The organism is Mixta theicola, from assembly GCF_002895925.1.
Taxonomy (GTDB): domain Bacteria; phylum Pseudomonadota; class Gammaproteobacteria; order Enterobacterales; family Enterobacteriaceae; genus Mixta; species Mixta theicola.
Genome location: NZ_NWUO01000011.1, coordinates 71,625 through 97,896 on the forward strand (window position 1 = coordinate 71,625; position 26,272 = coordinate 97,896).

Below are 26,272 nucleotides of genomic sequence, written 5' to 3' on the forward strand. Positions count from 1 at the left end.
CGCAGGGATTTTTGCGTAGAATTCGCGCCCTATTGTGAATATTTATCGCGCCGCCTGACAATTGAAGAAGGTAAGCGCAGAAGCGGAGTTTTATATGTACGCGGTTTTCCAAAGTGGTGGTAAACAACACCGAGTAAGCGAAGGTCAAACCGTTCGCCTGGAAAAGCTGGACATCGCAACCGGCGAAACTATTGAGTTCGATCAGGTTCTGATGATTGCAAATGGTGACGACGTTACAATCGGCGCACCGCTGGTTTCAGGTGGCGTGATCAAAGCAGAAGTTGTTGCTCATGGTCGTGGCGAGAAAATTAAGATCGTTAAGTTTCGTCGTCGTAAACACCATCGTAAGCAGCAGGGCCATCGTCAGTGGTTCACTGATGTGAAAATCACTGGCATCAGCGCCTGAGAGGAGATCTGACAAATGGCACACAAAAAGGCTGGCGGCTCAACACGTAACGGTCGCGACTCTAATGCACAGCGCCTGGGCGTAAAACGTTTCGGCGGTGAATCTGTACTGGCTGGCAACATCATCGTTCGTCAGCGTGGCACCAAATTCCACGCAGGCACCAACGTTGGTCTTGGCCGTGACCACACTCTGTTTGCTACTGCAAACGGTAAAGTGAAATTTGAAGTTAAAGGCCCGAACAACCGTAAATACGTCAGCATCATTGCTGAGTAAGGTTATCGTGCTGCAGGCTGGTTAATCTGCCTGCCAGAGAATGAAAGCCCCGCAGAATATTGCGGGGCTTTTTACATTTTGAGCTTGCCTGATTTGCTGTACACTTTACGTACAGTCTTTCCGCAACGGGTCATCGCTTATGGCCTCGGCGGAATAAAGCCGCACCGGTTTGTCCGGTCGCCAGGTGAATGATTTACGGAGAAGGTAAATGAAGTTTGTTGATGAAGCGACGATCCTGGTCGTTGCAGGTGACGGCGGTAATGGTTGCGTCAGCTTCCGCCGCGAAAAATATATTCCGAAAGGTGGCCCGGACGGCGGCGACGGCGGCGACGGCGGCGATGTCTATCTGCTGGCCGATGAAAACCTTAACACGCTGATCGATTATCGCTTTGAAAAATCTTTCCGCGCAGAGCGTGGACAGAACGGGCAGAGCCGTGACTGTACCGGTAAACGCGGTAAGGATATAGTGATTAAAGTGCCGGTAGGCACGCGCATTATCGATCAGGGGACCGGTGAAACGCTGGGCGACCTGACGCGTCATGAGCAAAAGCTGATGGTGGCGAAAGGCGGCTGGCACGGGCTGGGCAACACGCGCTTTAAATCCTCAGTCAACCGTACGCCGCGTCAGAAAACAATGGGTACGCCAGGTGAGAAACGCGACCTGCAGCTGGAGCTGATGCTGTTGGCCGATGTGGGCATGCTGGGCCTGCCGAATGCCGGTAAATCGACCTTTATCCGTGCTGTTTCTGCCGCCAAACCGAAAGTGGCTGATTATCCCTTTACAACGCTGGTGCCAAGCCTTGGCGTTGTGCGTATGGATAACGAACAAAGCTTTGTGGTCGCTGATATTCCCGGCCTGATTGAAGGTGCTGCGGATGGCGCGGGCCTGGGCATTCGCTTCCTGAAGCATCTGGAGCGCTGCCGCGTTCTGCTGCACCTGATCGACCTGGCCCCGATTGATGAATCCGATCCGGTAGAAAATGCGCGCATTATCCTCGGCGAGCTGAAGAAATACAGTGAAAAACTGTATAACAAGCCGCGCTGGCTGGTATTCAACAAAGTAGATTTGTTGAGTAAAGAAGAAGCTGAAACGCGCGCGAAAGCGATTGTGGAAGCGCTTGGCTGGGATGAAAAATATTACCTTATCTCTGCCGCCAGTCAGACCGGTGTCAACGCGCTGTGCTGGGATGTTATGTCCTTCCTGAACGCCAACCCTAAAGAGGTGGAAGAGGAAGAGAAGAAACCTGAGAAAGCTGAATTCATGTGGGACGATTACCATCGTGAAGCGCTGGAACAGGCAGAAGAAGAAGTGGATGAAGATTGGGATGACGACTGGGATGAAGATGACGACGAAGGCGTCGAAATCATCTATCAGCATTAATCACAGCCAATAACCACAGCCCGGCCTGACGCCGGGCTTTTTTTTGCCGTTTTTTCGCGGCGTGCAGCAAGCAGTAGCACAACGGTAAAGAAAATGATTATCATTATCCCATAACTTATTATCGGGATAGATTATGTTTTATCGTCGCCTGTGTTTCCTGTTTAGCATGCTGATGGTTTTGTCCACCGGCGCGCTGTCCGCTTTTGCCGAACCCGCCAGCTGGCCGCGCCAGCTAACCAGCGGTAAACAAACTATCACCCTGAAGCAGCCGCCACAGCGTATTGTCTCAACCAGCGTCACCTTAACCGGCTCTTTGCTGGCGATTGACGCGCCGGTGGTAGCCAGCGCCGCCGCAATGCCCGGTAAACGTTTCACCGACCAGCAGGGATTTTTTCGGCAGTGGGGTGATATTGCGCGTCAACGTAACGTCCAGCGGCTTTACAGCGGAGAGCCGACCATTGAAATGGTTGCTGCCGCCCGGCCCGATCTGATTGTTGTCAGCGCCACCGGAAATGATTCGGCGCTGGCGCTCTATCCGCAGCTGGCCGCTATCGCACCTACCCTGGTGATAAACTATGACGATAAAAGCTGGCAGCAGGTGATGAAAGATCTGGGCCAGGCAACGGGCCATGAAGCCCAGGCGGAGCAGCGGATTGCTGATTTCGACCAGCGCTTACAGCAGCTGCGTAAAAAAATTACGCTGCCGCCGCAGCCGGTATCCGCTTTCGTCTATAACCGCCACGGCCCGATGGTCAATCTGTGGACCAGCGCATCCGCCCAGGGACACCTGTTACAGCAGCTTGGTTTCACGTTAGCCGCTTCCTTGCCGGGGGGCTTGCTGCAAAAGCGCCGTGACAAGGTGCAGCTAAGCGGCGAAACGCTGGTGCATGGGTTGACAGGCAAAACGTTTTTGCTGTTTGCCGCTGATGATAAAGATGCCGCCGCGTTGATGCGTGAACCGCTGCTGGCGGGTGCCCCGGCAGTACAGCAGCAGCGGGTTATCGCGCTGGGCGAAGACAGTTTCCGGCTCGATTATTATAGCGCCGGTCATTTACTCACGCGTATCGGCCAGCTGTTCAGCAAAGCGCAGCCCACAGCGCCTGCAGGCCATCCGTAAGGCCGCCGCGCCAGCACAGCGCATCATGGCCGCCGTCAAATTCACGATAGTGAACATCGTGGCCGGACGCCTGAAGCAGCGGCAGCAACGTTCGGTTTGATTGCAGAATGATTTTTTCATGTAATCCTGCTTCAAGCCAGAGCCGCTGAGGATGAGCCGAACCTAAACCCTGTCTGAGCTGTTCTCCCAGCCAGCCGCCGCTGCTGGCCGTATGGCGATCGGGCCACCAGTAAGAGCCTGACAGGCTAATCGCGCCGTTAAAAGATTGCGGCCAGCTCAGGGCGGCGTAGAGCGCGGCCAGTCCGCCGTAGCTCTGGCCTGCTACCAGCGTTGGTAGACTTTTATCCCATGAGGGCAACCACTCACTTACTTGAGGAAGCAGCTCTTCCTGCACGGCCAGCCAAAATTCAGGGTTACAGGTTAGTTCATGGCTGCGCTGCGCTGTGCCAATGGCATCGATAAAAAGATAACAGGCTGGCGGTAGCTCACCGCGCTGCGTCAACCATTCCAGTGGCGCGGCGAGGGGCATACCGTTCGCCCAAAACTGACCGTCCAGCAGAATAGCCAGCGGACGCGGCGTGGCGCTTTCTTCTCCCGTTTTCAGTAACCAGACTGAACGCCGGTTGGCAAGGCGAGAGCTATACCACAGCCGGGTGGTCAGCTGATTGCTGGCGGAGGGTTGCCTGCGATCCAACGGCTGCCAGGCTGGCTGCGGCGGCGCTGCAGGCATATGCAGTGGTGAAACCGCATGTCCACGACCATTGCGCCAGCTGCGCAATGGATTAAGCGGATCGGCGATAGCCGCAGGCAAATGGGTTTTCCACCAGCGGCGCAGTTTGTCGGCAGCCAGATTATCTGCCGGGAAATCGCTGTCATCCTGGCTGGGGATCAGGCAGTAGCTGCCTCGCCAGCGGCTGCTAAGCGTAACTTCGCCTTGCCAGGTATCGGTTCCCGCAACGCGCTGGAGTGAAAAGGGGCGCTGTTGACGATGATGATCGGTTATGCCAGCAATGTTTAGCCATACGCGGCGTGTAGTAGAGTGCCGTTCATCGCCCTGGGGATCGCGCCAGTAAAAAACGATCCGACAGCGATCTCCCTGCACTTCAGCTATTGCCGGAATACCAGCCTGAGTTTTTGCCTGCCACCAGGCGTCGCTACCCATTTGCACCACGAGTTTCCTCAACGGTAAAAAGAATAAAAGTTAATTAATAACAATATTGATAATCATTTGCATTTTCAATAATCTGTTTCCGCATGTTAACAGGGCGAATAACCTGATATTCATAACGGAAATAAAATGAAAAAAACACATTATAGAGCTTACCAGCTTCTCGTGCCGCTAACGCTGGCCAGCGGACTGTTAAGCGTGAACAGCAGGGCAGCAGAAACTTCAACGGACGGCGGCGCAGAAGATGGCACTATGCTCGTCACGGCACAGCAGCAAACCTTACAGGCGCCGGGCGTCTCGACTATTTCAGCCGATCGGATCAAAAAGCAGCCGCCAGCACGTGACGTATCAGAGATTATTCGTACGATGCCGGGCGTTAACCTGACCGGCAATTCGACCAGCGGCCAGCGTGGTAATAATCGACAAATTGATATTCGCGGGATGGGGCCGGAAAACACGCTGATTATGGTGGATGGCAGGCCGGTCACCAGCCGTAATGCCGTACGCCTTGGCTGGCGCGGCGAACGCGATACGCGTGGTGATACCAGTTGGGTGCCTGCGGAAATGATCGATCATATCGATGTGATCCGCGGGCCGGCGGCGGCGCGCTACGGTAACGGTGCGGCAGGCGGCGTGGTCAATATTATTACTAAAAAAGAGAGCGACGGCTGGCACGGTTCATGGAACACCTATTATAACGTGCCGCAGCATAAAGAAGAGGGCGCTACCCGCCGCACTAACTTTAGTCTGAGCGGCCCGCTTGATGACGATCTTAGCTTTCGGCTGTATGGCGGCCTGAGCAAAACCCAGGCGGATGCGCAGTTTATCAACCAGGGGCACCAATCCTTACGTACCGGCACCTATGCCGATACGGTGCCCGCTGGCCGGGAAGGGGTGGTAAATAAGGACATTAACGCGCTGTTGCGCTGGGCTTTCGCGCCAATGCAGGCGCTGGAGTTTGAGGCGGGCTACAGCCGTCAGGGCAACCTGTACGCAGGGGATACGCAGAATACCAATACCAATGCCCTGGTAAACAAATATTACGGCAAAGAAACTAACCGTCTTTATCGGCAGAATTTCGCCGTCACCTGGACCGGCGCCTGGGATAACGGCATCAGCACCAAAAGCTTCGCGCAATACGAAAATACCCGTAACTCGCGTCTGGATGAAGGCCTGGCGGGCGGTACGGAAGGAATTTTCGCCAGCGACAGCTTCTCTACCATTGAACTGAACGATGTGCTGCTGCACAGCGAAATCAGCGTGCCTTTTGAACTGTGGGTCAATCAAACTGCGACGGTGGGTACCGAATGGAATCAGCAGCGAATGAAAGATCCCAGCTCCACCAAACAGGCGCTCTCCGGCGGTAATATTGACGGTGTTTCTACCGGCAGCCGCAGCCCTTATACGCAGGCGGAAATTTTCTCGCTGTTTGCTGAAGATAACGTAGAGCTAACCGACAGCACCATGCTGGTGCCGGGGCTGCGCTTCGATCACCACTCCATCGTCGGCAATAACTGGAGCCCCTCGCTTAACCTTTCTCAGGCGCTCGGCGAAGACGTAACGCTTAAGTTGGGCATCGCCCGTGCTTACAAAGCGCCCAGCCTCTATCAGACCAACCCAAACTATGTGCTTTACAGCCGTGGACAAGGATGTGCGGCCAGTAGCGGTGCCTGTTATCTGATCGGAAACGACGATCTGAAGGCGGAAACCAGCATTAATAAAGAAGTCGGACTGGAATGGAAGCATGAGGGCTACCAGACGGGTCTGACCTGGTTCCGTAATGATTATCGTAACAAAATTGAGGCGGGCTACCTGCCAGAAGGCACTGCAACTAACGGCAGTACGGACGTTTATAAATGGGAAAACGTGCCAAAAGCGGTGGTGGAAGGGTTGGAAGGCACCGTGAATCTTCCGCTCAGCGACACGGTGAGCTGGAATAACAACCTCACCTGGATGCTGCAGAGCAAAAACAAAGAGACCGGCGATCGGTTATCGATCATTCCGCAGTACACGCTGAACTCCATGCTGAGCTGGCAGGCAACGCAAAGCCTGTCGCTTCAGACTTCGTTCACCTGGTACGGCAGACAAACGCCGAAGAAATACAATTACAAAGGAGAAACGGTTACCGGCAGCGAGAAAAATGAGGTCAGCCCTTATTCTGTTATTGGCCTCAGCGGGACGATGGAGGTCAATAAATATGTCAGCGTAACGCTTGGCGTCGATAACCTGCTGGATAAGCGCCACTTCCGTGCGGGTAACGCGCAAACCACCGGTAATGCCGCTACCGATTCCTATATGTATGGCGCAGGCGCCAATACCTATAATGAATCCGGGCGCACCTGGTATCTCAGCCTGGATACTCACTTCTGATCGTTTGCCCGCCATCCTGATTCAGGATGGTGGGCAACCAGCATTGCGCTTCCAGTCCGGAGCGATCCTGGCGATTGCTTAACTGCATCTTCCCACCATGCAGCTGCAAAATCCGCAGCACAATATTTAAACCCAGCCCGCTGCCGCCGTAGCGTCGATCGCGTCGATGAAACGCCTGCGTAAGTTCGCCTGCAGTCTCTTCATCAATGCCGGGACCTTCATCGCGGATCACCAGCAGGCTGCCATTCTCTTGCGCCTGTAGCTGCAGCGTAACCAGTGAATGCTCCGGACTATAGCGCGAGGCGTTCTCCAGTAAATTACGTACCATCAGGCGCAGTAAAACGGCATCGCCCTGCACGCTCATATCCTGCTGCGCCCAGACCAGCACTTGCTGTCGCTGTTTCAGCAGCTCAGCCATTTCACCCCGTAAAGGAAGAAAAATATCCTGCTGCCAGCTCAGCGTCTGATAATGGCCGCTGGCCAGCGCTTGTCCGGCACGTGAGAGCATCAGCAGCTGCTCGATAACGTGCATCAGCTGGTCGATACGCGCTACCAGCATTGGCGCCTGCTTAATTTCCTGCTGCGCCATTAGCTCAAGATGCAGACGCAGCCCTGCCAGCGGCGTGCGTAGTTCGTGAGCCGCATCGGCCGTAAATAATCTTTCCTGCTGCAGCGTTTGATTAAGGCGGGCCAGTAGCTGATTCATCGCCCGGGTCACCGCCACAATTTCTTCCATCTCTGAATAGACTGGCAGCGGCGACAGATTATCGGCGGATCGCTCAGCCAGGCTGGTCTGTAAGGCATTTAACGGACGGATAACCCAGCTGATCGCCCAGAAAGAGAGGATTAGCGTAAAGCCGACCATCACTAACGAAGGCAGCAGGAGAGAGGCGATCGCTTCACGGATCTCATTTTCAACATGCTGATTACGTGATTTCGCCGTCAGCGTTTCGTTTACCAGAAAGCTAATCTGTTCACGGCTTTCATGCCATAACCAAATGGCGCTCATGAGCTGGCAGGTCAGCAGAATGAGCGCCAGCATGATCAACAAACGCCGACGCATACTGTTCACTGGCGCTCTTCCAGTCGATAGCCGACGCCGCGCACCGTTTTGATACGATCTTTACCCAACTTTCGACGTAGATTATGGATATGTACTTCCAGCGTATTGGAGCCGTTATCATCCTGCCAGCTATAAATATCCTGCTGTAGCGTCTCACGATGCACCGTTTGACCGATGCGCATCAGCAGACGGGACAGAAGCGCGAATTCTTTAGGCGTCACCTCTATCGGCTGATTATCTACCGAGACCTGCAGGGAGGAGAGATTGAGCGCCAGATCGCCATGCCGTATCTGATTATCACTGAGTCCCTGATAACGCCTGATCAGCGCCCGTACGCGCGCTTTCAGCTCAGCCAGCGCAAAAGGCTTAACCAGATAATCGTCTGCGCCGGCATCCAGCCCGCTGACCCGGTCTTCCAGCGCATCGCGCGCCGTCAGTATCAGCACCGGCAGATCAATATTTTGACGACGCCAGCGGCGCAGCAAATCAGCTCCGTCCGCATCCGGCAGGCCAAGATCGAGCACCGCTAAACTATATTCTCCGCTGTGCAGCAGGGCATCCGCCTGCGCCGCTTTATCGGCACAATCGATGGCGTAGCCCTCGCTACTCAGCGCAAGGGCGATGCCTTCCTGCAATAGCACATCATCTTCCACAATGAGAATTTTCATGCGCCTCAGTTATTTTGGTAAATGTCCTTGTACAACCGGCTTTCAAAGCGCACCAGCGGCACGCGGCGGATGCGTTTGTCTTCCGGCGGTACGGCATAGCCGGACAGGAACTGTACAAAAGCCACGCGTTGACCACTGGCGGTAGTGATAAAGCCTGCCAGATTATAGACCCCGGACAGCGAACCGGTTTTCGCGGAAACTTTACCATCCACGCCAGCCTCATGCAGGCCGCCGCGATAGCGCAATGTACCATCGTAGCCTGCCAGCGGCAGCATAGAGATAAAGTTCAGCTGCCGATCGTTTTGCGCGATGTATTGCAGCGCCTGCATCATGGTCGCCGGAGAGATCAGATCGTGACGTGACAGGCCGGAACCATCGACCTGAATGCTGTTGCCGAGATCGATATTCGCCTTTTGGCGCAGAATGCGGCGTACCGCGTCTGAACCCGCACGCCAGGTGCCGGGGACGTTAAAATAGTGATGGCCGATGGTGCGGAAAACCGTATCGGCAATCATGTTGTCCGATTTTTTCAGCATGGTTTTCAGCAAATCATGCAGCGGCGCGGACTGCGTTTCCGCCAGGATGGTGCCGGGATCGGTGACGCGCGTTTGACGCACCAGGTGCCCGGTGTAATCAATACCGGCATCCTGCAGCATCGCTTTTAAAATGGCGCCGGCCCAGGCGGCGCCATCCTGAATAGCAAAAGCCAGCGGCAAAGGTTCGCTGCGCTGCGTCATGCAGCCGGTCAGCGTAAAGCGGTTCAGCTCTCCCGGCACGACATCCAGCTCGCAGTAGGGCGCATCGGGCGATCCTTTCGCTAAGGTACGCACCTGGCTAAACATGGTCACGGGGTAATATGACGCTACGCGAATAAAGGCGTTATCGTCGGGACGATCGGCGCTGTACAGCGAAACTGAAAAACAGTTTTTATCGACGATAGCGGCGGCAGGCGGCGCGCTAAAGCATTCAGTGATATCGTTCCATGGCCAGCCGGGCGCTTTATCGTGACTGGCGAAGACCGAGGTATCAATCACCAGATTACCCTGAATATGGGTAATGCCCTGTTTAGTCAGGGCGGTGACCATATTACGTAAATCCTGACGCGATAACGTCGGATCGCCGCCAAAGCGGGCAATCAGGTCGCCCTGTAGCGTGCCATTATTCACTTTGCCCTGGGTTTCCAGCGTTGTGCGAAAGCGGAAGTCTGGACCCAGCTCCAGCAGCGCTGCGAGCGCCGTCACTACTTTCATGGTGCTGGCTGGCAAAGCCATTTGTTTACTGTGATAATCGACCAGCGGCGTTGATGAACCCACTTTTTGTGCCATCAGCGCCAGGTTTGCGCCATCCGGTAAATATTGTGTGTATTCTTCCACAGATGCTGCCTGAGCTTGCAGCATAAACGCACAGGTTAGTCCGGTAACAAGTCGTGAAAATCGCATAATCTCGCGGTAACTGACGGGTGAAGCCGTCATACTACGGTGCATCGCGGTAGAAAGTAAACGATGACCCATAGGGAACTCTGGGTTAAAATACGTATCAAAATGCAAACCCGAATCCTGACCTGGAGCCTGCTCCGGGTCAGGTTTCTTTTGTTTGCGAATCAGCCGGTAGCGTTGCACAACGCGTCAGGCCGACGACCCAATGGTCAGGACGACAACAAGCAAACAGGACCGATGACGAGGTATTAAAATGAATCAGATTCCGATGACGTTAAGGGGCGCGGAGAAGCTGCGTGAAGAACTCGAAGAGCTGAAGACCGTCAGACGCCCCCGTATTATTGCCTCAATAGCGGAAGCGCGTGAGCATGGCGATCTGAAAGAGAACGCCGAGTATCATGCCGCACGTGAAGAACAAGGCTTTTGTGAAGGGCGCATTCAGGAGATCGAAGCCAAGCTGTCCAATGCGCAGGTAATCGATGTGACTAAAATCCCTCACAATGGCCGGGTGATTTTTGGCGCGACGGTATCCGTGCTCAATATTGATACTGATGAAGAGTCAACCTATCGTATCGTAGGTGATGACGAGGCGGACTTTAAGCAGAACCTGATTTCCGTAAACTCGCCGATGGCGCGCGGGTTGATTGGTAAAGAAGCGGATGATGTGGTGGTGATTAAAACGCCCGGCGGCGACGTCGAGTATGAAATTCTGAAAGTAGAATATCTGTAATCGCACCTGACGCATCGCATGAATGTAAAGAAAGGAAAAAGGCCGCGCTGCGGCCTTTTATCCTGTGCAGGAGCATGGCAATTTCTTCCGGCTGAATAATCAGCTCGCCCGATTAACGCGGCAGGGAGATTTTGCGTTCTTCTGAAGGTCGGTACAGCACCAGCGTCTTGCCGATAACCTGCACGTTGCAGGCTCTCGTTTCACGAACAATGGCTTCCACCATCAGGTTTTTCGTTTCCCGATCTTCGGTAGCGATCTTCACCTTAATCAGTTCGTGATGCGCAAGCGCCTGTTCGATTTCGGCCAGCACACCTTCAGTCAGGCCGTGGTTACCCAGCATTACCACGGGTTTCAGCGGATGGGCCAGACCTTTCAGGTGCTGTTTTTGTTTGGTACTCAGATTCATCGTATATTTTTACTTACATTGGGATTGAAAACGGGTCATTCTACCGCCATCTCTGGTATATCACCAAACAGGACGTCATTATGTTTGGTTATTTATCGCTACGATGAAGAATAGTTGGAAAAAGTATGACAGGTAAAAAGCGTTCGGCCAGTTCCAGCCGCTGGCTTCAGGAACACTTTAGCGATAAATATGTGCAACAGGCACAGAAAAAGGGGTTGCGTTCGCGCGCCTGGTTTAAACTTGATGAAATACAGCAGGGCGACAAGCTGTTTAAGCCGGGGATGACCGTGGTCGATCTTGGTGCGGCGCCTGGCGGTTGGTCGCAATATGTCGCTACCCAGATTGGGGCAAAGGGACGTATTATCGCCTGTGACATTTTGCCGATGGATCCTATCGTTGGTGTCGATTTCCTTCAGGGCGATTTTCGTGAAGAATCCGTAGTGAAAGCACTGCTGGAACGCGTCGGAGAAGAGAAAGTCCAGGTTGTCATGTCCGATATGGCGCCCAATATGAGCGGCACTCCAGCCGTTGATATTCCCCGGTCGATGTATTTAGTTGAGCTGGCACTGGAAATGTGTCGCGATGTACTGGCACCTGGTGGCAGTTTTGTAGTGAAAGTATTTCAGGGAGATGGCTTCGATGAATACCTGCGGGAAATTCGCTCCCTGTTTACGAAAGTGAAAATTCGTAAGCCGGACGCTTCGCGATCACGTTCACGCGAAGTGTACATTGTAGCGACAGGGCGCAAACTATAGCCAAAATAACTGGATTCGCAGCAGGGCGAGCGAATCCCAATGAGCTTACGCAGGTAAGTAATTTGGGTTAGCGCGCGTAGTCAACACCGCAGCGATTCCAAGTGTGAAGGATATATAGTACCCTACGCTGTCTGTTAACACAGTTGTAATAAGAGGTTAATCCCTTGAGTGACATGGCGAAAAACCTGATTCTCTGGTTGGTCATCGCAGTTGTGCTGATGTCTGTTTTCCAGAGCTTTGGGCCCAGCGAGTCGAATGGCCGTAGGGTTGATTATTCAACCTTCCTGTCGGAAGTGAACCAGGATCAGGTCCGCGAGGCGCGTATTAACGGGCGTGAAATCAACGTTACCAAAAAAGACAGTAATCGATATACGACCTACATTCCCGTCAACGATCCCAAGTTACTCGATAACCTGTTGACTAAAAATGTAAAAGTTGTCGGTGAACCACCGGAAGAACCAAGCCTGCTGGCTTCTATCTTCATCTCCTGGTTCCCGATGCTGCTGCTGATTGGCGTCTGGATCTTCTTTATGCGCCAGATGCAGGGCGGGGGCGGCAAAGGCGCAATGTCCTTTGGTAAAAGCAAAGCCCGCATGCTGACGGAAGATCAGATTAAAACCACTTTTGCCGACGTCGCAGGCTGTGATGAAGCAAAAGAGGAAGTGGGTGAGCTGGTGGAATACCTGCGCGAACCCAGCCGTTTCCAGAAACTGGGCGGTAAAATTCCGAAAGGCGTACTGATGGTGGGCCCGCCGGGTACGGGTAAAACCCTGTTGGCGAAAGCGATCGCCGGTGAAGCTAAAGTGCCTTTCTTTACTATCTCCGGTTCTGACTTCGTCGAGATGTTTGTCGGTGTTGGTGCTTCTCGCGTGCGTGATATGTTTGAGCAGGCGAAGAAAGCGGCACCGTGCATTATCTTTATCGATGAGATCGATGCGGTAGGCCGTCAACGTGGCGCAGGCTTAGGCGGTGGTCACGATGAGCGTGAGCAGACGCTGAACCAGATGCTGGTTGAGATGGATGGCTTCGAAGGTAATGAAGGCATCATCGTTATTGCTGCAACTAACCGTCCTGACGTGCTTGACCCAGCACTGTTGCGTCCGGGCCGCTTCGACCGTCAGGTTGTTGTTGGGCTGCCAGACGTGCGTGGCCGTGAGCAAATTCTGAAAGTACATATGCGCCGCGTACCGCTGGCGACCGATATTGATGCCGCCATTATTGCTCGTGGTACGCCAGGCTTCTCCGGTGCCGATCTGGCTAACCTGGTCAACGAAGCCGCTCTGTTTGCCGCTCGTGGCAACAAGCGCGTCGTGTCGATGGTGGAATTCGAAAAAGCGAAAGACAAAATTATGATGGGTGCGGAACGCCGCTCTATGGTAATGACGGAAGCGCAGAAAGAATCTACCGCCTACCACGAAGCGGGCCACGCCATTATTGGTCGTCTGGTGCCGGAACACGATCCGGTGCATAAAGTGACGATTATTCCGCGTGGACGTGCGCTTGGGGTAACGTTCTTCCTGCCGGAAGGCGATGCGATTAGCGCCAGCCGTCAGAAACTGGAAAGCCAGATTTCTACCCTGTACGGCGGTCGTCTGGCTGAAGAGATTATCTACGGTTCGGAACATGTTTCTACCGGTGCTTCTAACGACATCAAGGTCGCGACTAACCTGGCGCGTAACATGGTGACGCAGTGGGGCTTCTCTGAAAAGCTGGGTCCGTTGCTGTATGCGGAAGAAGAGGGCGAAGTTTTCCTCGGCCGCTCAGTAGCTAAAGCGAAGCACATGTCCGATGAAACGGCTCGCCTGATCGATCAGGAAGTTAAACTGCTGATTGATAATAACTATCAGCGTGCGCGTCGCATCCTCAATGATAACATGGATATTCTGCACTCGATGAAAGACGCACTGATGAAATATGAAACCATCGATGCGCCACAAATCGACGATCTGATGGCACGCCGCGAAGTGCGTCCGCCAGCCGGTTGGGAAGATCCAGGCTCCGGCCATTCGGACAACAACGGTTCGCCAAAGGCGCCGCGTCCGGTTGATGAACCGCGTACGCCGAACCCAGGTAACACCATGTCTGAGCAGTTTAATAAATAAACGCAGGCAGACGACTAAAAACCCCGGCTGGTCCGGGGTTTTTTACATCTGTCACATGACCAAACACCGAAAGGAGAAATAAAGATGAAGTTGTACGCAAGGGATTCCCTACTGGATCTGTCTCATCCCCATGTTATGGGCATTCTTAACGTCACTCCTGACTCTTTCTCCGACGGCGGCCGGCATAACTCGCTGGTGGCAGCGCTGACGCATGCTAATGAGATGGTGAACGCTGGCGCGACGATTATTGATATTGGTGGTGAATCAACCCGGCCTGGGGCTGATGAAGTGAGCACGGAAGAGGAGCTGGAACGGGTTATCCCGGTGGTCGAAGCGATTGCTCAACGGTTTGAAGTATGGATTTCCGTCGATACCTCGAAGCCTGAAGTGATTCGTGAATCAGCGCGAGTAGGCGCTCACATCATTAACGATATTCGATCGCTACAGCTGCCCGGCGCGCTTGAAGCGGCGGCGGAAACCGGCTTACCGGTATGCCTGATGCATATGCAGGGGGAACCCGGCACCATGCAGGCAGCGCCGCACTACGCTAACCTGCTGCAAGAAGTTAACGACTTTTTTGTTCATCATATTGCTCGCTGTGAAGCCGCAGGGATTAAAAAATCGCAGCTGCTACTCGACCCGGGCTTCGGATTCGGTAAGAATCTCAGCCACAATTATCAGCTTTTGGCGCATCTGGCCGATTTCCATCATTTTGGTCTGCCGCTACTGGCAGGGATGTCGCGTAAATCGATGATAGGGCAACTGCTAAACGTCGGGCCTTCTCAGCGTTTAACCGGTAGCCTGGCCTGTGCGGTGATTGCGGCGATGCAGGGCGCGCAGATTATACGCGTACACGATGTCAAAGAGACCGTAGAGGCAATGCGCGTCGTCGAAGCGACACGTTCAGCGAAGGAAGAATAACGCTATGAGTAATCGTAAATATTTTGGCACCGATGGCATTCGCGGAAAAGTCGGCGAAATACCTATTACGCCTGATTTTGTGCTTAAGCTGGGCTGGGCTGCGGGAAAGGTACTGGCGCGCCACGGTTCGAAAAAAATCATTATTGGTAAAGATACGCGCATTTCTGGCTATATGCTGGAGTCGGCGCTGGAAGCCGGGCTGGCTGCCGCCGGGCTTTCCGCCGCGTTTACCGGCCCTATGCCAACGCCGGCCATCGCTTATTTAACCCGGACGTTCCGCGCCGAGGCGGGTATCGTGATTTCCGCATCGCACAACCCGTTTGAGGATAACGGCATCAAATTCTTCTCTTCCGAGGGCACTAAACTGCCGGACGAAGTCGAGGAGGCGATTGAACTGGAAATGGACAAGCCGTTAACCTGCGTGGAATCAGCGGAGCTGGGACGCGCGAGTCGTATTGTGGATGCTGCCGGTCGTTATATTGAGTTTTGCAAAGGTACTTTTCCCAGCGAATTGAATCTGAACGGCCTGAAAATTGTGGTCGATTGTGCGAATGGCGCAACCTATCACATTGCGCCTAACGTATTGCGCGAACTGGGCGCAACGGTAATATCACTCGGCGTGCAGCCTGATGGCGTGAACATTAACAAAGAGTGCGGCGCCACCGATGTGCGTGCCTTACAGCAGCGCGTCATTGAGACCAAAGCGGACGTTGGGCTGGCTTTTGACGGCGACGGCGATCGCGTCATAATGGTTGACCATCTTGGTAATAAGGTCGATGGCGATCAGATCCTGTATATCATTGCGCGTGAAGGTTTGCGTCAGGGGCAACTGCGCGGTGGCGTTGTGGGTACGCTAATGAGCAATATGGGTCTTGAGCTGGCGTTAAAGCAGCTGGGTATTCCTTTCGCGCGCGCCAAAGTCGGCGATCGTTACGTACTGGAAAAACTGCAGGAAAAAGGCTGGCGTCTGGGTGCGGAAAATTCCGGGCATGTCATCCTGTTGGACAAAACTACCACCGGCGACGGCATTGTTGCGGGTTTGCAAGTGCTTACCGCTATGGCGCGTAATCATATGACGCTCCACGATTTATGCAGCGGGATGAAGCTGCTGCCACAGATCCTGGTTAACGTCCGTTTTAGCGGCGATACGGACCCGCTGGAAAGCGCGGAAGTTAAAACCGTTACGGCTGAAGTTGAAAAAGCTTTAGCGGGGCGTGGACGCGTTCTGCTGCGCAAGTCCGGCACTGAGCCGCTTATCCGCGTCATGGTTGAGGGCGAGGATGAAACTCAGGTTACCGCGCTGGCGCATCGTATTGCCGATGCGGTAAAAGCGGCATAGTCCTGCGGCAGTAAACGCAAATCCTGATTAAGGTCTGCTACCCGGCAGGTAACGGCGATCGGTTCCATCGCTGGCAAATCCTGTTTTGTCAGCGTCAGGAACCGGTTGTTTCGGCGTAAAAAACAGCATGATGGCGCTTTTTTCCGCAATCAGTGCCGCAGGGAAAAATTGCACTTGCAGATGTTTAAGCCTTTGGTTAGTATTCACACCCGCTTCTGATGGGTAATTACAATTATCCCGTCAAATGGTTTGAAGCTTTTGATGTGCGGTAACCGCGCAAGGAAACAGGTTGATTATGTACGAAGCTCTGTTAGTCGTTTTTCTGTTAGTAGCACTTGGCCTTGTGGGTCTGATCATGCTGCAACAGGGTAAAGGCGCTGATATGGGAGCCTCCTTTGGTGCAGGCGCTTCCGGCACGCTGTTTGGATCTGCAGGTTCTGGTAACTTCATGACCCGTATGACCGCAGTGTTGGCGACCCTGTTCTTCGTTATCAGCCTGATTCTGGGTAACCTGAACAGCAATAAAACAACCAAAGGAAGCGAGTGGGAAAATCTGACTCAGCCGGCACAGTCGCAGACTGCACCAGCTAAACCGGCAGCGCCGGGCAGTGACATCCCGCAATAAGCATCAAGCTTTCGACGCGGCTCAGGATAAGGTCGCCGTCTTAAAGTGCCGAGGTGGTGGAATTGGTAGACACGCTACCTTGAGGTGGTAGTGCCCGATTGGGCTTACGGGTTCAAGTCCCGTCCTCGGTACCAAATCTCAGTTTTACTTGCATTTTGTGCATGTTCGGCGTAATATTCGCACGTTTTCGGACGCGGGGTGGAGCAGCCTGGTAGCTCGTCGGGCTCATAACCCGAAGGTCGTCGGTTCAAATCCGGCCCCCGCAACCACTTTCCCTTAGAGTTATTTTTCAAATATACTGTATGCATCTCCGGACGCATCCGCAGCCAATTTTGAAAAAAATTCTTTGGATGGTGTGCCGGGCCGCAGTTGCGGCATACAGGGTCCAGTCGCATTAAGCCCCGATTTTTCGGGGTTTTTTGTTATCAGGAATCGCAATACTGGGCTATATGCCCTTTTTTTATGTCTTGGGGGTGGGCTTGTCCACATTAGAGCAGAAATTAACAGAGATGATTTCAGCACCGGTAGAAGCGCTTGGCTACGAACTGGTCGGTATCGAGTTCATTCGTGGTCGCACTTCGACGTTGCGCATCTATATTGATAGTGAAGATGGCATCAATGTTGATGATTGTGCTGATGTCAGCCACCAGGTAAGCGCAGTCATGGATGTGGAAGATCCCATCACCGTGCCTTACAACCTTGAAGTTTCCTCGCCGGGTCTTGAGCGCCCGCTATTTACTGCTGAACACTATGCACGATTCACAGGTGAGGAAGTCAGCCTGGTGCTGCGTATGGCCGTCCAGAACCGCCGCAAATGGCAGGGCATCATTAAAGCTGTCGAAGGTGAGATGATTACGGTGACCGTCGAGGGTAAAGATGAAGTATTCGCGCTGAGCAATATTCAGAAAGCGAATCTGGTCCCCCACTTTTAAAAGTCCGGATTGAGGCTAACCAGGATGAATAAAGAGATCTTAGCTGTTGTAGAAGCCGTTTCTAACGAAAAAGCCCTGCCGCGTGAGAAAATCTTCGAGGCGCTGGAGAGCGCACTGGCCACTGCAACCAAGAAAAAATATGAGCAGGAGATCGATGTTCGCGTTAGCATCGATCGTAAAAGCGGTGATTTCGATACTTTCCGCCGCTGGCAGGCCGTGGAAGAAGTGACGCAGCCGACGCGCGAAATTACTCTGGAAGCCGCCCGCTATGAAGATGAAACCATCAACCTGGGCGACTTCGTTGAAGATCAGATTGAGTCGGTAAAATTTGACCGTATCACCACGCAGACCGCCAAGCAGGTTATCGTACAGAAAGTACGCGAAGCCGAGCGCGCGATGGTGGTCGATCAGTTCCGCGAGCAGGAAGGCGAAATCATCACCGGCGTGGTGAAAAAAGTTAACCGCGATAATATTACGCTGGATCTGGGTAACAATGCTGAAGCGGTTATCCTGCGTGAAGATATGCTGCCGCGTGAAAACTTCCGTCCCGGCGATCGTATCCGTGGCGTACTGTATGCGGTACGTCCGGAAGCGCGTGGCGCTCAGCTGTTTGTCAGCCGTTCCAAACCTGAAATGCTGATTGAGCTGTTCCGTATTGAAGTGCCGGAAATCGGCGAAGAAGTTATTGAGATTAAAGCGGCGGCACGCGATCCGGGTTCTCGCGCTAAAATTGCGGTGAAAACCAACGATAAGCGTATCGATCCCGTGGGCGCCTGCGTAGGTATGCGCGGCGCGCGCGTTCAGGCCGTATCCAGCGAGTTGGGCGGTGAGCGTATCGATATCGTTCTGTGGGATGATAATCCGGCGCAGTTCGTTATCAACGCGATGGCGCCTGCCGATGTCGCTTCAATCGTGGTTGATGAAGATAATCACACCATGGATATCGCTGTAGAAGCTGGAAATCTGGCTCAGGCGATTGGCCGTAACGGCCAAAACGTACGTTTAGCTTCGCAACTGAGCGGTTGGGTGCTGAACGTCATGACGGTCGATGATCTGCAGGCGAAGCATCAGGCAGAAGCGCATGCTGCTATTGGTGTCTTTACTAAACACCTGGATATCGACGAAGAGTTCGCCACCGTGCTGGTCGAAGAAGGTTTCTCTTCTCTGGAAGAGTTGGCCTATGTGCCGATGAATGAGCTGCTGGAAATCGACGACCTGGATGAAGCGACTGTAGAAGCACTACGCGAACGTGCGAAAAATGCGTTAACGACCCTGGCGCTGGAAAAGGCGGAGAGCCTTGGCAACGGCGTACCTGCTGATGATCTGCTAAACCTTGAAGGTATGGATCGCGATCTGGCCAATAAGCTGGCGGCAAGAAGTGTTTGCACGCTGGAGGATCTGGCCGAGCAGGGTGTTGACGATCTGACAGATATTGAAGGCCTGAATGATGAGAAGGCCGGCGCTCTGATTATGGCGGCGCGTAATATTTGCTGGTTCGGCGATGACGCGTAATAACAGGAAGGAACAGCATGACAGATGTAACCGTAAAATCGCTGGCCGCAGAGATACAGACTTCGGTAGAACGCCTGGTACAGCAGTTTGCTGACGCAGGGATCCGTAAGTCTGAAAATGACTCTGTAACCCAGCAGGAAAAAGAAGCCTTACTGACGCACCTGAACCGCGATAATGGCAGCCCGTCAGGTAAGTTAACCCTGCAGCGTAAAACACGTAGCACCTTGAATATTCCTGGCACCGGGGGTAAAAGTAAGTCGGTGCAAATCGAAGTCCGCAAAAAGCGCACCTATGTAAAAGAGGATGCTGAGGCTGAAAAAGCTAAGGCTGAAGCAGAAGCGCAGGCGCAGCGTGAAGCGGAAGAACAGGCTCGTCGTGAGGCGGAAGAAAAAGCCACGCGCGAAGCAGCGGAAAAAGCGAAGCGTGAAGCCGAAGAGCAAGCCAAACGCGAAGCCGTGGAAAAGGCTAAGCGCGAAGCAGCGGAAAGTGAGAAAGTGACGAACCAACAAACCGACGAAATGACCCGGACCGGACAGTCTGATAAAGCCCGCCGCGAAGCTGAAGCTGCAGAGCTGAAGCGTAAAGTGGAAGAAGAAGCCCGCCGTAAGCTGGAAGAAGATGCGCGCCGTGTAGCTGAAGAAGCGCGCAAACTGGCCGAGCAGAAAGCAGGCGACTGGGAAGTAAAACCAACCGAGAGCGATGACGTTGACTATCACGTTACCACCTCTCAACATGCCCGCCAGGCTGAAGACGAAAACGATCGCGAAGTTGAAGGTGGTCGTAGCCGTGCTCGCACCACCACTAAAGCGCCGCGCCCGCGTAAGGGCAACAAGCATGCAGAAGCCAAAACCGATCGTGAAGAAGCCCGTGCGGCCATTCGTGGCGGTAAAGGCGGCAAGCATCGTAAAGGCAGTATGCTGCAGCAGGGCTTTAACCGACCGGCACAGGCCGTTAACCGCGACGTAATCATTGGTGAAACCATCACCGTTGCGGAACTGGCTAACAAAATGGCGGTTAAAGGCTCCCAGGTCATCAAAGCGATGATGAAAATGGGCGCGATGGCCACCATCAACCAGGTTATCGATCAGGAAACGGCACAGCTGGTCGCGGAAGAGATGGGTCACAAAGTGATCCTGCGCCGCGAAAACGAGCTGGAAGAAGCGGTAATGAGCGATCGTGATACCGGTGCTGCTGCTGAATCCCGTGCGCCAGTGGTGACCATTATGGGTCACGTTGACCATGGTAAAACCTCTCTGCTGGATTACATTCGCTCCACCAAAATCGCCTCTGGCGAAGCGGGCGGCATTACTCAGCACATCGGTGCTTACCATGTTGAAACCGACAATGGCATGATCACCTTCCTTGACACTCCGGGCCACGCCGCGTTTACCGCTATGCGTGCTCGTGGTGCGCAGGCGACGGATATCGTGGTGCTGGTTGTGGCAGCTGACGATGGCGTAATGCCCCAGACCGTTGAGGCCGTTCAGCATGCGAAAGCCGCTGGCGTACCGGTCGTTGTTGCAGTCAATAAGATCGATAAGCCTGACGCCGATCCGGATCGCGTGAAAAATGAACTGACCCAGTACGGAATTATTCCGGAAGAGTGGGGCGGTGAGAACATGTTCGTTAACGTTTCTGCGAAAGCAGGTACCGGCGTTGACGATTTGCTGAACGCTATTCTGCTGCAGTCTGAAGTGCTTGAGCTGAACGCAGTACGTGCCGGTATGGCCAGCGGCGTCGTAATCGAATCCTTCCTGGATAAAGGTCGTGGTCCGGTTGCTACCGTTCTGGTACGCGAAGGTACGCTGCGTAAAGGCGACATCGTACTGTGCGGCTTTGAATATGGCCGTGTCCGTGCGATGCGTGACGAGATGGGTCATGAAGTGACCGAAGCCGGTCCTTCTATTCCAGTAGAAATCCTCGGCCTTTCTGGCGTTCCGGCGGCCGGCGATGAAGCGACCGTGGTTCGTGACGAGAAAAAAGCGCGTGAAGTTGCGCTGTATCGTCAGGGCAAATTCCGCGAAGTTAAACTGGCGCGTCAGCAGAAATCGAAGCTGGAAAACATGTTTGCCAACATGACTGAAGGCGACGTATCCGAGCTGAATATCGTATTGAAAGCCGACGTACAGGGCTCTGTCGAAGCGATTTCCGACTCCCTGCTGAAACTTTCTACTGATGAAGTGAAAGTGAAGATCGTGGGTTCAGGCGTGGGCGGTATCACCGAAACCGACGCAACGCTGGCTGCGGCATCCAACGCGATCATCCTGGGCTTTAACGTACGTGCCGACGCCTCAGCGCGCCGTGTTATCGAAGCGGAAAGCCTGGATCTGCGTTACTACTCGGTCATCTATAATCTGATCGATGAAGTGAAGGCAGCGATGAGCGGTATGCTGGCACCGGAATACAAACAGCAGATCATCGGTCTTGCCGAAGTGCGCGACGTGTTCAAATCGCCGAAGTTTGGCGCGATTGCTGGTTGTATGGTTACCGAAGGCGTGGTTAAACGTCATAACCCAATTCGTGTACTGCGTGACAACGTGGTCATTTATGAAGGCGAGCTGGAATCCCTGCGTCGCTTTAAAGATGACGTTAACGAAGTGCGTAACGGCATGGAGTGTGGTATCGGCGTTAAGAACTATAACGACGTTCGCACCGGCGATATGATCGAAGTCTTCGAAGTGATCGAAATCCAGCGTACCATCGAATAACGATCGCATCGCAAGTGGCATTTGGGAAGCCGAGCGCTTCCCCGGACTGAGCCCCGCCATTTCATGGTCGGGGCTCAGCCATTATCAGGAGAAATAATTATGGCGAAAGAATTTGGTCGCCCACAGCGTGTCGCACAGGAACTGCAAAAAGAGATCGCCATGATCATCCAGCGGGAAATTAAAGATCCGCGTGTTGGCATGATGGTGACCGTTTCAGGCGTGGAAGTTTCACGCGATTTGGCCTATGCCAAAGTGTTTGTGACTTTTTTGAATGACGATAATGCTGATTCCATTAAGGGCGGCATCAAAGCGCTACAAGATGCTTCTGGCTACATTCGCTCTCTGCTCGGTAAAGCCATGCGTCTGCGCATCGTGCCTGAGCTGACTTTCTTTTATGATAATTCGTTGGTGGAAGGGATGCGTATGTCCAACCTGGTTACCAACGTAGTGAAAAAAGATGCTCAGCGCCGGGGCCCGGCGAAAGAAGACGACAAGGAGGAGTAATGAGTCGTCCTCGTCGTCGCGGCCGCGATATTCATGGCGTGTTGCTGCTCGATAAGCCTCAGGGGCTCTCTTCTAACGATGCTCTGCAAAAAGTGAAGCGTATTTTCCGGGCTAATAAAGCGGGCCACACCGGCGCGCTGGATCCCTTAGCGACCGGAATGCTGCCGATCTGCCTGGGAGAAGCGACCAAATTCTCGCAATACCTGTTGGATGCGGATAAACGCTATCGGGTGATTGCTCGTCTGGGGCAGCGCACCGATACATCAGATGCAGATGGCCAGGTTATCAGCGAACGCGCCGTAACCTTCAGTCAGGCGCAGCTGGATGAGGCATTAGAAAGTTTTCGTGGCGAAACGCAGCAGGTGCCTTCAATGTACTCTGCCCTGAAATATCAGGGGCGTCCTCTGTATGAATATGCGCGACAGGGTCTTGAAGTTCCGCGTGAAGCACGCTCAATCACGGTTCATGAACTGCAGTTTATTCGCTGGCAGGACAATGAGCTGGAGCTGGAAATCCACTGCTCAAAAGGCACCTATATTCGTACCATCATTGATGATCTGGGCGAACTGCTGGGCTGCGGCGCGCACGTAATCATGCTGCGCCGCCTGCAGGTTGCTCGTTATCCGATTACGAAAATGATAACGCTTGAGCAACTGTATGAATTACAGGGCGAGCCGGGTGACTTAACCGAAGAAGCGCAAACGCAGCTTGATGCGTTGCTGATGCCGATGGATAGCCCGGCAGCAGATTATCCGGAAGTTAACCTGAGCGAGATTGCTGCTGGTTATTTTAAGCAGGGTCAGCCGGTACAGGCATCAGGCACTCCGCGTAGTGGTCTGGTACGCGTTACCGAAGGGGAAGTACGTAAGTTTATCGGCATGGCGGAAATTGCTGACGATGGACGCGTAGCCCCGCGCCGTTTGGTTGTGGAATATTCTGCCTGAGTCATTTGCACTCATCTCAGCCTGAGAGTAGAATAATGCGGCTTTACATGGGGTGCTGAATTAGAGATTGGCACCCTGAAATTTATCATTTAACTGGAGTTTATTATGTCTCTAAGTACCGAAGCTAAAGCAGAGATCGTTGCTAAATATGGTCGTGGCACTAACGACAGCGGCTCAACCGAAGTTCAGGTTGCACTGCTGACTGCTCAGATCAATCACCTGCAGGGTCACTTTGCTGAGCATAAAAAAGACCACCACAGCCGTCGCGGTCTGCTGCGCATGGTTTCTCAGCGTCGTAAGCTGCTGGATTACCTGAAGCGTAAAGATGTTGCTCGCTACACCAGCCTGATTGAAAACCTGGGCCTGCGTCGCTAAGTCTTAACGTACTGTTTTATGGCGTATACGCTATCAGAACGGTATGGTGCAAGTTTCGTAAAAAAAGGGGCCTTCGGGCCCCTTTTTTCAGGCAATCGGCAGCAATCTCTAGCAATCTATTGTATTGTTGCAGTATGTGATCTTTATTTGCAGAGGTTCGCGCGGCTAATGAGAGACTTTATGCCACAGGTATAAGGATTGTCATTAGTCGCGAGGATGCAATAAAGGTTTAAAACCCACAGCAGGCACGCTGTTCGTGCCTGTTTTGACGTAAAGGAAGTTATTTTGCTAAATCCGATTATACGTAAATTCCAGTATGGTCAGCATACCGTGACGCTTGAGACCGGTATGATGGCTCGCCAGGCCACCGCTGCCGTCATGGTCAGCATGGATGACACCGCGGTATTTGTTACCGTTGTTGGTCAGAAAAAAGCGAAAGCAGGTCAGGATTTCTTTCCGCTGACCGTAAACTATCAGGAGCGTACTTACGCTGCCGGCCGTATCCCAGGAAGCTTTTTCCGTCGTGAAGGTCGTCCAAGCGAAGGCGAAACCCTGATTGCGCGCCTGATTGACCGCCCGGTTCGTCCGCTGTTCCCGGAAGGCTTTGTTAACGAAGTTCAGGTTATTGCGACCGTAGTATCGGTAAACCCGCAGGTTAATCCCGATATCGTTGCGATGATTGGCGCCTCTGCCGCGCTGAGCCTGTCCGGTATGCCGTTCAACGGCCCGATCGGCGCAGCTCGCGTAGGTTACATCAACGATCAGTATGTTCTGAACCCCACTTCCGATGAGATCAAACAGTCACGTCTGGATCTGGTGGTAGCGGGTACGCAGGGCGCTGTACTGATGGTGGAATCCGAAGCGGATATTCTTACCGAAGAGCAGATGCTGGGCGCGGTCGTTTTCGGCCATGAACAGCAGCAGGTCGTTATTGAAAACATCAATGCTCTGGTCGCTGAAGCGGGCAAACCGCGCTGGGACTGGCAGCCTGAAGCCGTCAATGAAACGCTGAACGCACGCATCGCCGCTCTGGCTGAATCACGCCTTAGCGATGCTTACCGCATCACTGAAAAGCAAGAGCGCTATACTCAGGTGGATCTGATTAAATCAGAAACCATTGCGGCTCTGCTGGCGGAAGATGAAACGCTGGATGACGGTGAGATTGGCGACATTCTGCACCACATCGAGAAAAACGTGGTGCGTAGCCGTGTTCTGAACGGCGAGCCGCGTATCGATGGTCGTGAAAAAGATATGATTCGCGGCCTGGACGTTCGTACCGGCGTGCTGCCGCGTACGCATGGTTCAGCCCTGTTTACCCGTGGCGAAACGCAGGCGCTGGTTGCCGCAACGCTGGGTACTGCACGTGACGCTCAGAACCTTGATGAGCTGATGGGCGAGCGTACCGATAACTTCCTGTTCCACTACAACTTCCCTCCGTACTCCGTAGGCGAAACCGGAATGGTAGGTTCACCGAAGCGTCGTGAAATCGGCCATGGTCGTCTGGCTAAACGCGGTGTGCTGGCAGTTATGCCTAAACTGGATGAATTCCCGTATACCGTGCGCGTGGTATCTGAAATTACCGAATCTAACGGTTCTTCCTCAATGGCTTCCGTCTGTGGCGCATCGCTGGCGCTGATGGATGCTGGCGTGCCGATTAAAGCGGCCGTAGCCGGTATCGCGATGGGCCTGGTGAAGGAAGGAGAGCGTTTCGTCGTTCTGTCCGATATTCTTGGCGATGAAGATCACCTTGGCGATATGGACTTTAAAGTAGCCGGTAGCCGTGAAGGTATCACCGCGCTGCAGATGGATATTAAAATCGAAGGTATCACCCGCGAAATTATGCAGGTTGCGCTGAATCAGGCCAAAGGTGCTCGTCTGCACATTCTGGGCGTGATGGAGCAGGCTATCAGCACGCCGCGTGGTGATATTTCTGAGTTTGCACCGCGCATTCACACCATCAAGATCAATCCGGACAAAATCAAGGATGTGATCGGTAAAGGCGGTTCAGTGATCCGTGCTCTGACTGAAGAGACGGGCACCACCATCGAAATCGAAGATGATGGTACGGTGAAAATCGCTGCAACCGACGGTGATAAAGCGAAGCATGCTATCCGTCGTATCGAAGAAATTACGGCAGAAATCGAAGTTGGCCGCATTTACAACGGTAAAGTAACGCGTATCGTCGACTTCGGTGCCTTCGTCGCTATTGGTGGCGGTAAAGAAGGTCTGGTTCATATTTCTCAAATCGCCGACAAGCGCGTTGAGAAAGTGACCGACTACCTGCAGATGGGCCAGGAAGTACCGGTTAAGGTACTGGAAGTGGACCGTCAGGGCCGCGTGCGTCTGAGCATCAAAGAAGCGTCAGAGCAGCAGCCGCAGGCAGAAACTGCAGCCGTTAACCCTGAAGCAGAGTAAAAGCGCGTTCGACATTGAGCTCTCCTCCCCGTGGGGAGAGCTGTTTCGTTGCGAGGGCGGGAATCCTTGTGCATGGCAGGCGGATGACAGGACGTGCATCCCAATGTTGGTATTCGGGAGTG

The 26,272-nt window shown here is 53.5% G+C and carries 24 protein-coding genes and 2 tRNA genes; 20 read left to right on the plus strand and 6 right to left on the minus strand.

Annotated elements, in window-relative coordinates; genetic code table 11:
• Positions 1-94 precede the first annotated feature (94 nt).
• From rplU to fepB, 4 genes are all read left to right on the plus strand, one after another.
• A complete protein-coding gene (rplU, locus tag COO59_RS14870; protein ID WP_085068300.1) occupies positions 95-406 on the plus strand; it encodes a 50S ribosomal protein L21 in 312 nt (103 codons plus the stop codon).
• 15 nt (positions 407-421) lie between these two features.
• The gene (rpmA, locus tag COO59_RS14875; RefSeq protein ID WP_103060552.1) at positions 422-679 is read left to right on the plus strand and encodes a 50S ribosomal protein L27; all 258 of its coding nucleotides are present in this window, start codon (positions 422-424) and stop codon (positions 677-679) included.
• Between the two features lie 208 nt (positions 680-887).
• On the plus strand, positions 888-2,060 hold the full coding sequence (gene cgtA / locus COO59_RS14880; protein WP_103060553.1) for an Obg family GTPase CgtA: 1,173 nt from the start codon (positions 888-890) through the stop codon (positions 2,058-2,060).
• A 133-nt stretch (positions 2,061-2,193) separates the two neighbouring features.
• Positions 2,194-3,177, plus strand: a complete 984-nt coding sequence (gene fepB, locus COO59_RS14885) for a Fe2+-enterobactin ABC transporter substrate-binding protein (RefSeq protein WP_165786522.1) — start codon at positions 2,194-2,196, stop codon at positions 3,175-3,177.
• Here the strand turns inward: fepB and fes are convergent.
• Positions 3,137-4,339: an enterochelin esterase gene (gene fes, locus COO59_RS14890; RefSeq protein ID WP_103060554.1), complete on the minus strand. Its 1,203-nt coding sequence runs from the start codon at positions 4,337-4,339 to the stop codon at positions 3,137-3,139. The genes fepB and fes overlap by 41 nt on opposite strands.
• 135 nt (positions 4,340-4,474) lie before the next feature.
• Between fes and COO59_RS14895 the strand changes: the two genes are divergently transcribed.
• Positions 4,475-6,715 carry a TonB-dependent siderophore receptor gene (locus tag COO59_RS14895; RefSeq protein ID WP_103060555.1) on the plus strand — a complete coding sequence of 747 codons (2,241 nt, stop codon included), beginning with the start codon at positions 4,475-4,477 and terminating at the stop codon, positions 6,713-6,715.
• Here the strand turns inward: COO59_RS14895 and pmrB are convergent.
• The 3 genes from pmrB to dacB are packed head-to-tail and all read right to left on the minus strand — an operon-like array spanning position 6,693 to position 9,885.
• Positions 6,693-7,787, minus strand: a complete 1,095-nt coding sequence (gene pmrB / locus COO59_RS14900) for a two-component system sensor histidine kinase PmrB (protein ID WP_103060556.1) — start codon at positions 7,785-7,787, stop codon at positions 6,693-6,695. The genes COO59_RS14895 and pmrB overlap by 23 nt on opposite strands.
• Positions 7,784-8,446, minus strand: a complete 663-nt coding sequence (gene pmrA, locus COO59_RS14905) for a two-component system response regulator PmrA (protein ID WP_103060557.1) — start codon at positions 8,444-8,446, stop codon at positions 7,784-7,786. The genes pmrB and pmrA overlap by 4 nt, the downstream gene beginning before the upstream one ends.
• Before the next feature lie 5 nt (positions 8,447-8,451).
• A complete protein-coding gene (gene dacB / locus COO59_RS14910) occupies positions 8,452-9,885 on the minus strand; it encodes a serine-type D-Ala-D-Ala carboxypeptidase (RefSeq protein WP_103060622.1) in 1,434 nt (477 codons plus the stop codon).
• Positions 9,886-10,135: 250 nt separating this feature from the next.
• On the opposite strand from dacB, the gene greA reads away from it, so the two are divergent.
• Positions 10,136-10,612, plus strand: coding sequence for a transcription elongation factor GreA (gene greA / locus COO59_RS14915; RefSeq protein WP_103060558.1), 477 nt, complete (start codon positions 10,136-10,138; stop codon positions 10,610-10,612).
• A 112-nt stretch (positions 10,613-10,724) separates the two neighbouring features.
• On the opposite strand, the gene yhbY is transcribed toward greA, so the two are convergent.
• Positions 10,725-11,018: a ribosome assembly RNA-binding protein YhbY gene (gene yhbY, locus COO59_RS14920; protein WP_103060559.1), complete on the minus strand. Its 294-nt coding sequence runs from the start codon at positions 11,016-11,018 to the stop codon at positions 10,725-10,727.
• 125 nt (positions 11,019-11,143) lie between these two features.
• On the opposite strand from yhbY, the gene rlmE reads away from it, so the two are divergent.
• From rlmE to glmM, 4 genes are all read left to right on the plus strand, one after another.
• Positions 11,144-11,773, plus strand: a complete 630-nt coding sequence (gene rlmE, locus COO59_RS14925) for a 23S rRNA (uridine(2552)-2'-O)-methyltransferase RlmE (protein WP_103060560.1) — start codon at positions 11,144-11,146, stop codon at positions 11,771-11,773.
• Between the two features lie 173 nt (positions 11,774-11,946).
• Positions 11,947-13,875, plus strand: coding sequence for an ATP-dependent zinc metalloprotease FtsH (ftsH, locus tag COO59_RS14930; protein WP_103060561.1), 1,929 nt, complete (start codon positions 11,947-11,949; stop codon positions 13,873-13,875).
• A gap of 84 nt (positions 13,876-13,959) precedes the next feature.
• Complete coding sequence (folP, locus tag COO59_RS14935) at positions 13,960-14,796, plus strand: dihydropteroate synthase (protein WP_103060562.1); 837 nt, start codon at positions 13,960-13,962, stop codon at positions 14,794-14,796.
• Between the two features lie 4 nt (positions 14,797-14,800).
• Positions 14,801-16,135 carry a phosphoglucosamine mutase gene (gene glmM, locus COO59_RS14940; RefSeq protein WP_103060563.1) on the plus strand — a complete coding sequence of 445 codons (1,335 nt, stop codon included), beginning with the start codon at positions 14,801-14,803 and terminating at the stop codon, positions 16,133-16,135.
• 27 nt (positions 16,136-16,162) lie between these two features.
• On the opposite strand, the gene COO59_RS14945 is transcribed toward glmM, so the two are convergent.
• Positions 16,163-16,342 carry a hypothetical protein gene (locus tag COO59_RS14945; protein ID WP_103060564.1) on the minus strand — a complete coding sequence of 60 codons (180 nt, stop codon included), beginning with the start codon at positions 16,340-16,342 and terminating at the stop codon, positions 16,163-16,165.
• Positions 16,343-16,430: 88 nt separating this feature from the next.
• Here COO59_RS14945 and secG point away from each other — a divergent pair, with 88 nt between their 5' ends.
• The 10 genes from secG to pnp all read left to right on the plus strand — a co-directional run bounded on the left by secG (position 16,431) and on the right by pnp (position 26,150).
• A complete protein-coding gene (secG, locus tag COO59_RS14950) occupies positions 16,431-16,760 on the plus strand; it encodes a preprotein translocase subunit SecG (protein WP_103060565.1) in 330 nt (109 codons plus the stop codon).
• Positions 16,761-16,807: 47 nt separating this feature from the next.
• Positions 16,808-16,894 (plus strand) — tRNA-Leu (locus COO59_RS14955).
• A 58-nt stretch (positions 16,895-16,952) separates the two neighbouring features.
• Positions 16,953-17,029, plus strand: a tRNA-Met gene (locus tag COO59_RS14960).
• 210 nt (positions 17,030-17,239) lie between these two features.
• A complete protein-coding gene (rimP, locus tag COO59_RS14965; RefSeq protein ID WP_157130228.1) occupies positions 17,240-17,692 on the plus strand; it encodes a ribosome maturation factor RimP in 453 nt (150 codons plus the stop codon).
• Between the two features lie 24 nt (positions 17,693-17,716).
• Positions 17,717-19,204, plus strand: a complete 1,488-nt coding sequence (gene nusA, locus COO59_RS14970) for a transcription termination factor NusA (RefSeq protein WP_103060566.1) — start codon at positions 17,717-17,719, stop codon at positions 19,202-19,204.
• A 17-nt stretch (positions 19,205-19,221) separates the two neighbouring features.
• Positions 19,222-21,912 carry a translation initiation factor IF-2 gene (infB, locus tag COO59_RS14975; RefSeq protein ID WP_103060567.1) on the plus strand — a complete coding sequence of 897 codons (2,691 nt, stop codon included), beginning with the start codon at positions 19,222-19,224 and terminating at the stop codon, positions 21,910-21,912.
• A gap of 99 nt (positions 21,913-22,011) precedes the next feature.
• A complete protein-coding gene (gene rbfA, locus COO59_RS14980) occupies positions 22,012-22,416 on the plus strand; it encodes a 30S ribosome-binding factor RbfA (RefSeq protein WP_103060568.1) in 405 nt (134 codons plus the stop codon).
• Positions 22,416-23,360 (plus strand): tRNA pseudouridine(55) synthase TruB, encoded by a 945-nt coding sequence (gene truB, locus COO59_RS14985; protein WP_103060569.1) that lies wholly within the window; start codon positions 22,416-22,418, stop codon positions 23,358-23,360. Before rbfA ends, truB begins: the two co-directional genes overlap by 1 nt.
• A 105-nt stretch (positions 23,361-23,465) precedes the next feature.
• Positions 23,466-23,735: a 30S ribosomal protein S15 gene (gene rpsO, locus COO59_RS14990; RefSeq protein ID WP_103060570.1), complete on the plus strand. Its 270-nt coding sequence runs from the start codon at positions 23,466-23,468 to the stop codon at positions 23,733-23,735.
• Between the two features lie 285 nt (positions 23,736-24,020).
• Positions 24,021-26,150: a polyribonucleotide nucleotidyltransferase gene (pnp, locus tag COO59_RS14995; RefSeq protein WP_103060571.1), complete on the plus strand. Its 2,130-nt coding sequence runs from the start codon at positions 24,021-24,023 to the stop codon at positions 26,148-26,150.
• Positions 26,151-26,272 lie beyond the last annotated feature (122 nt).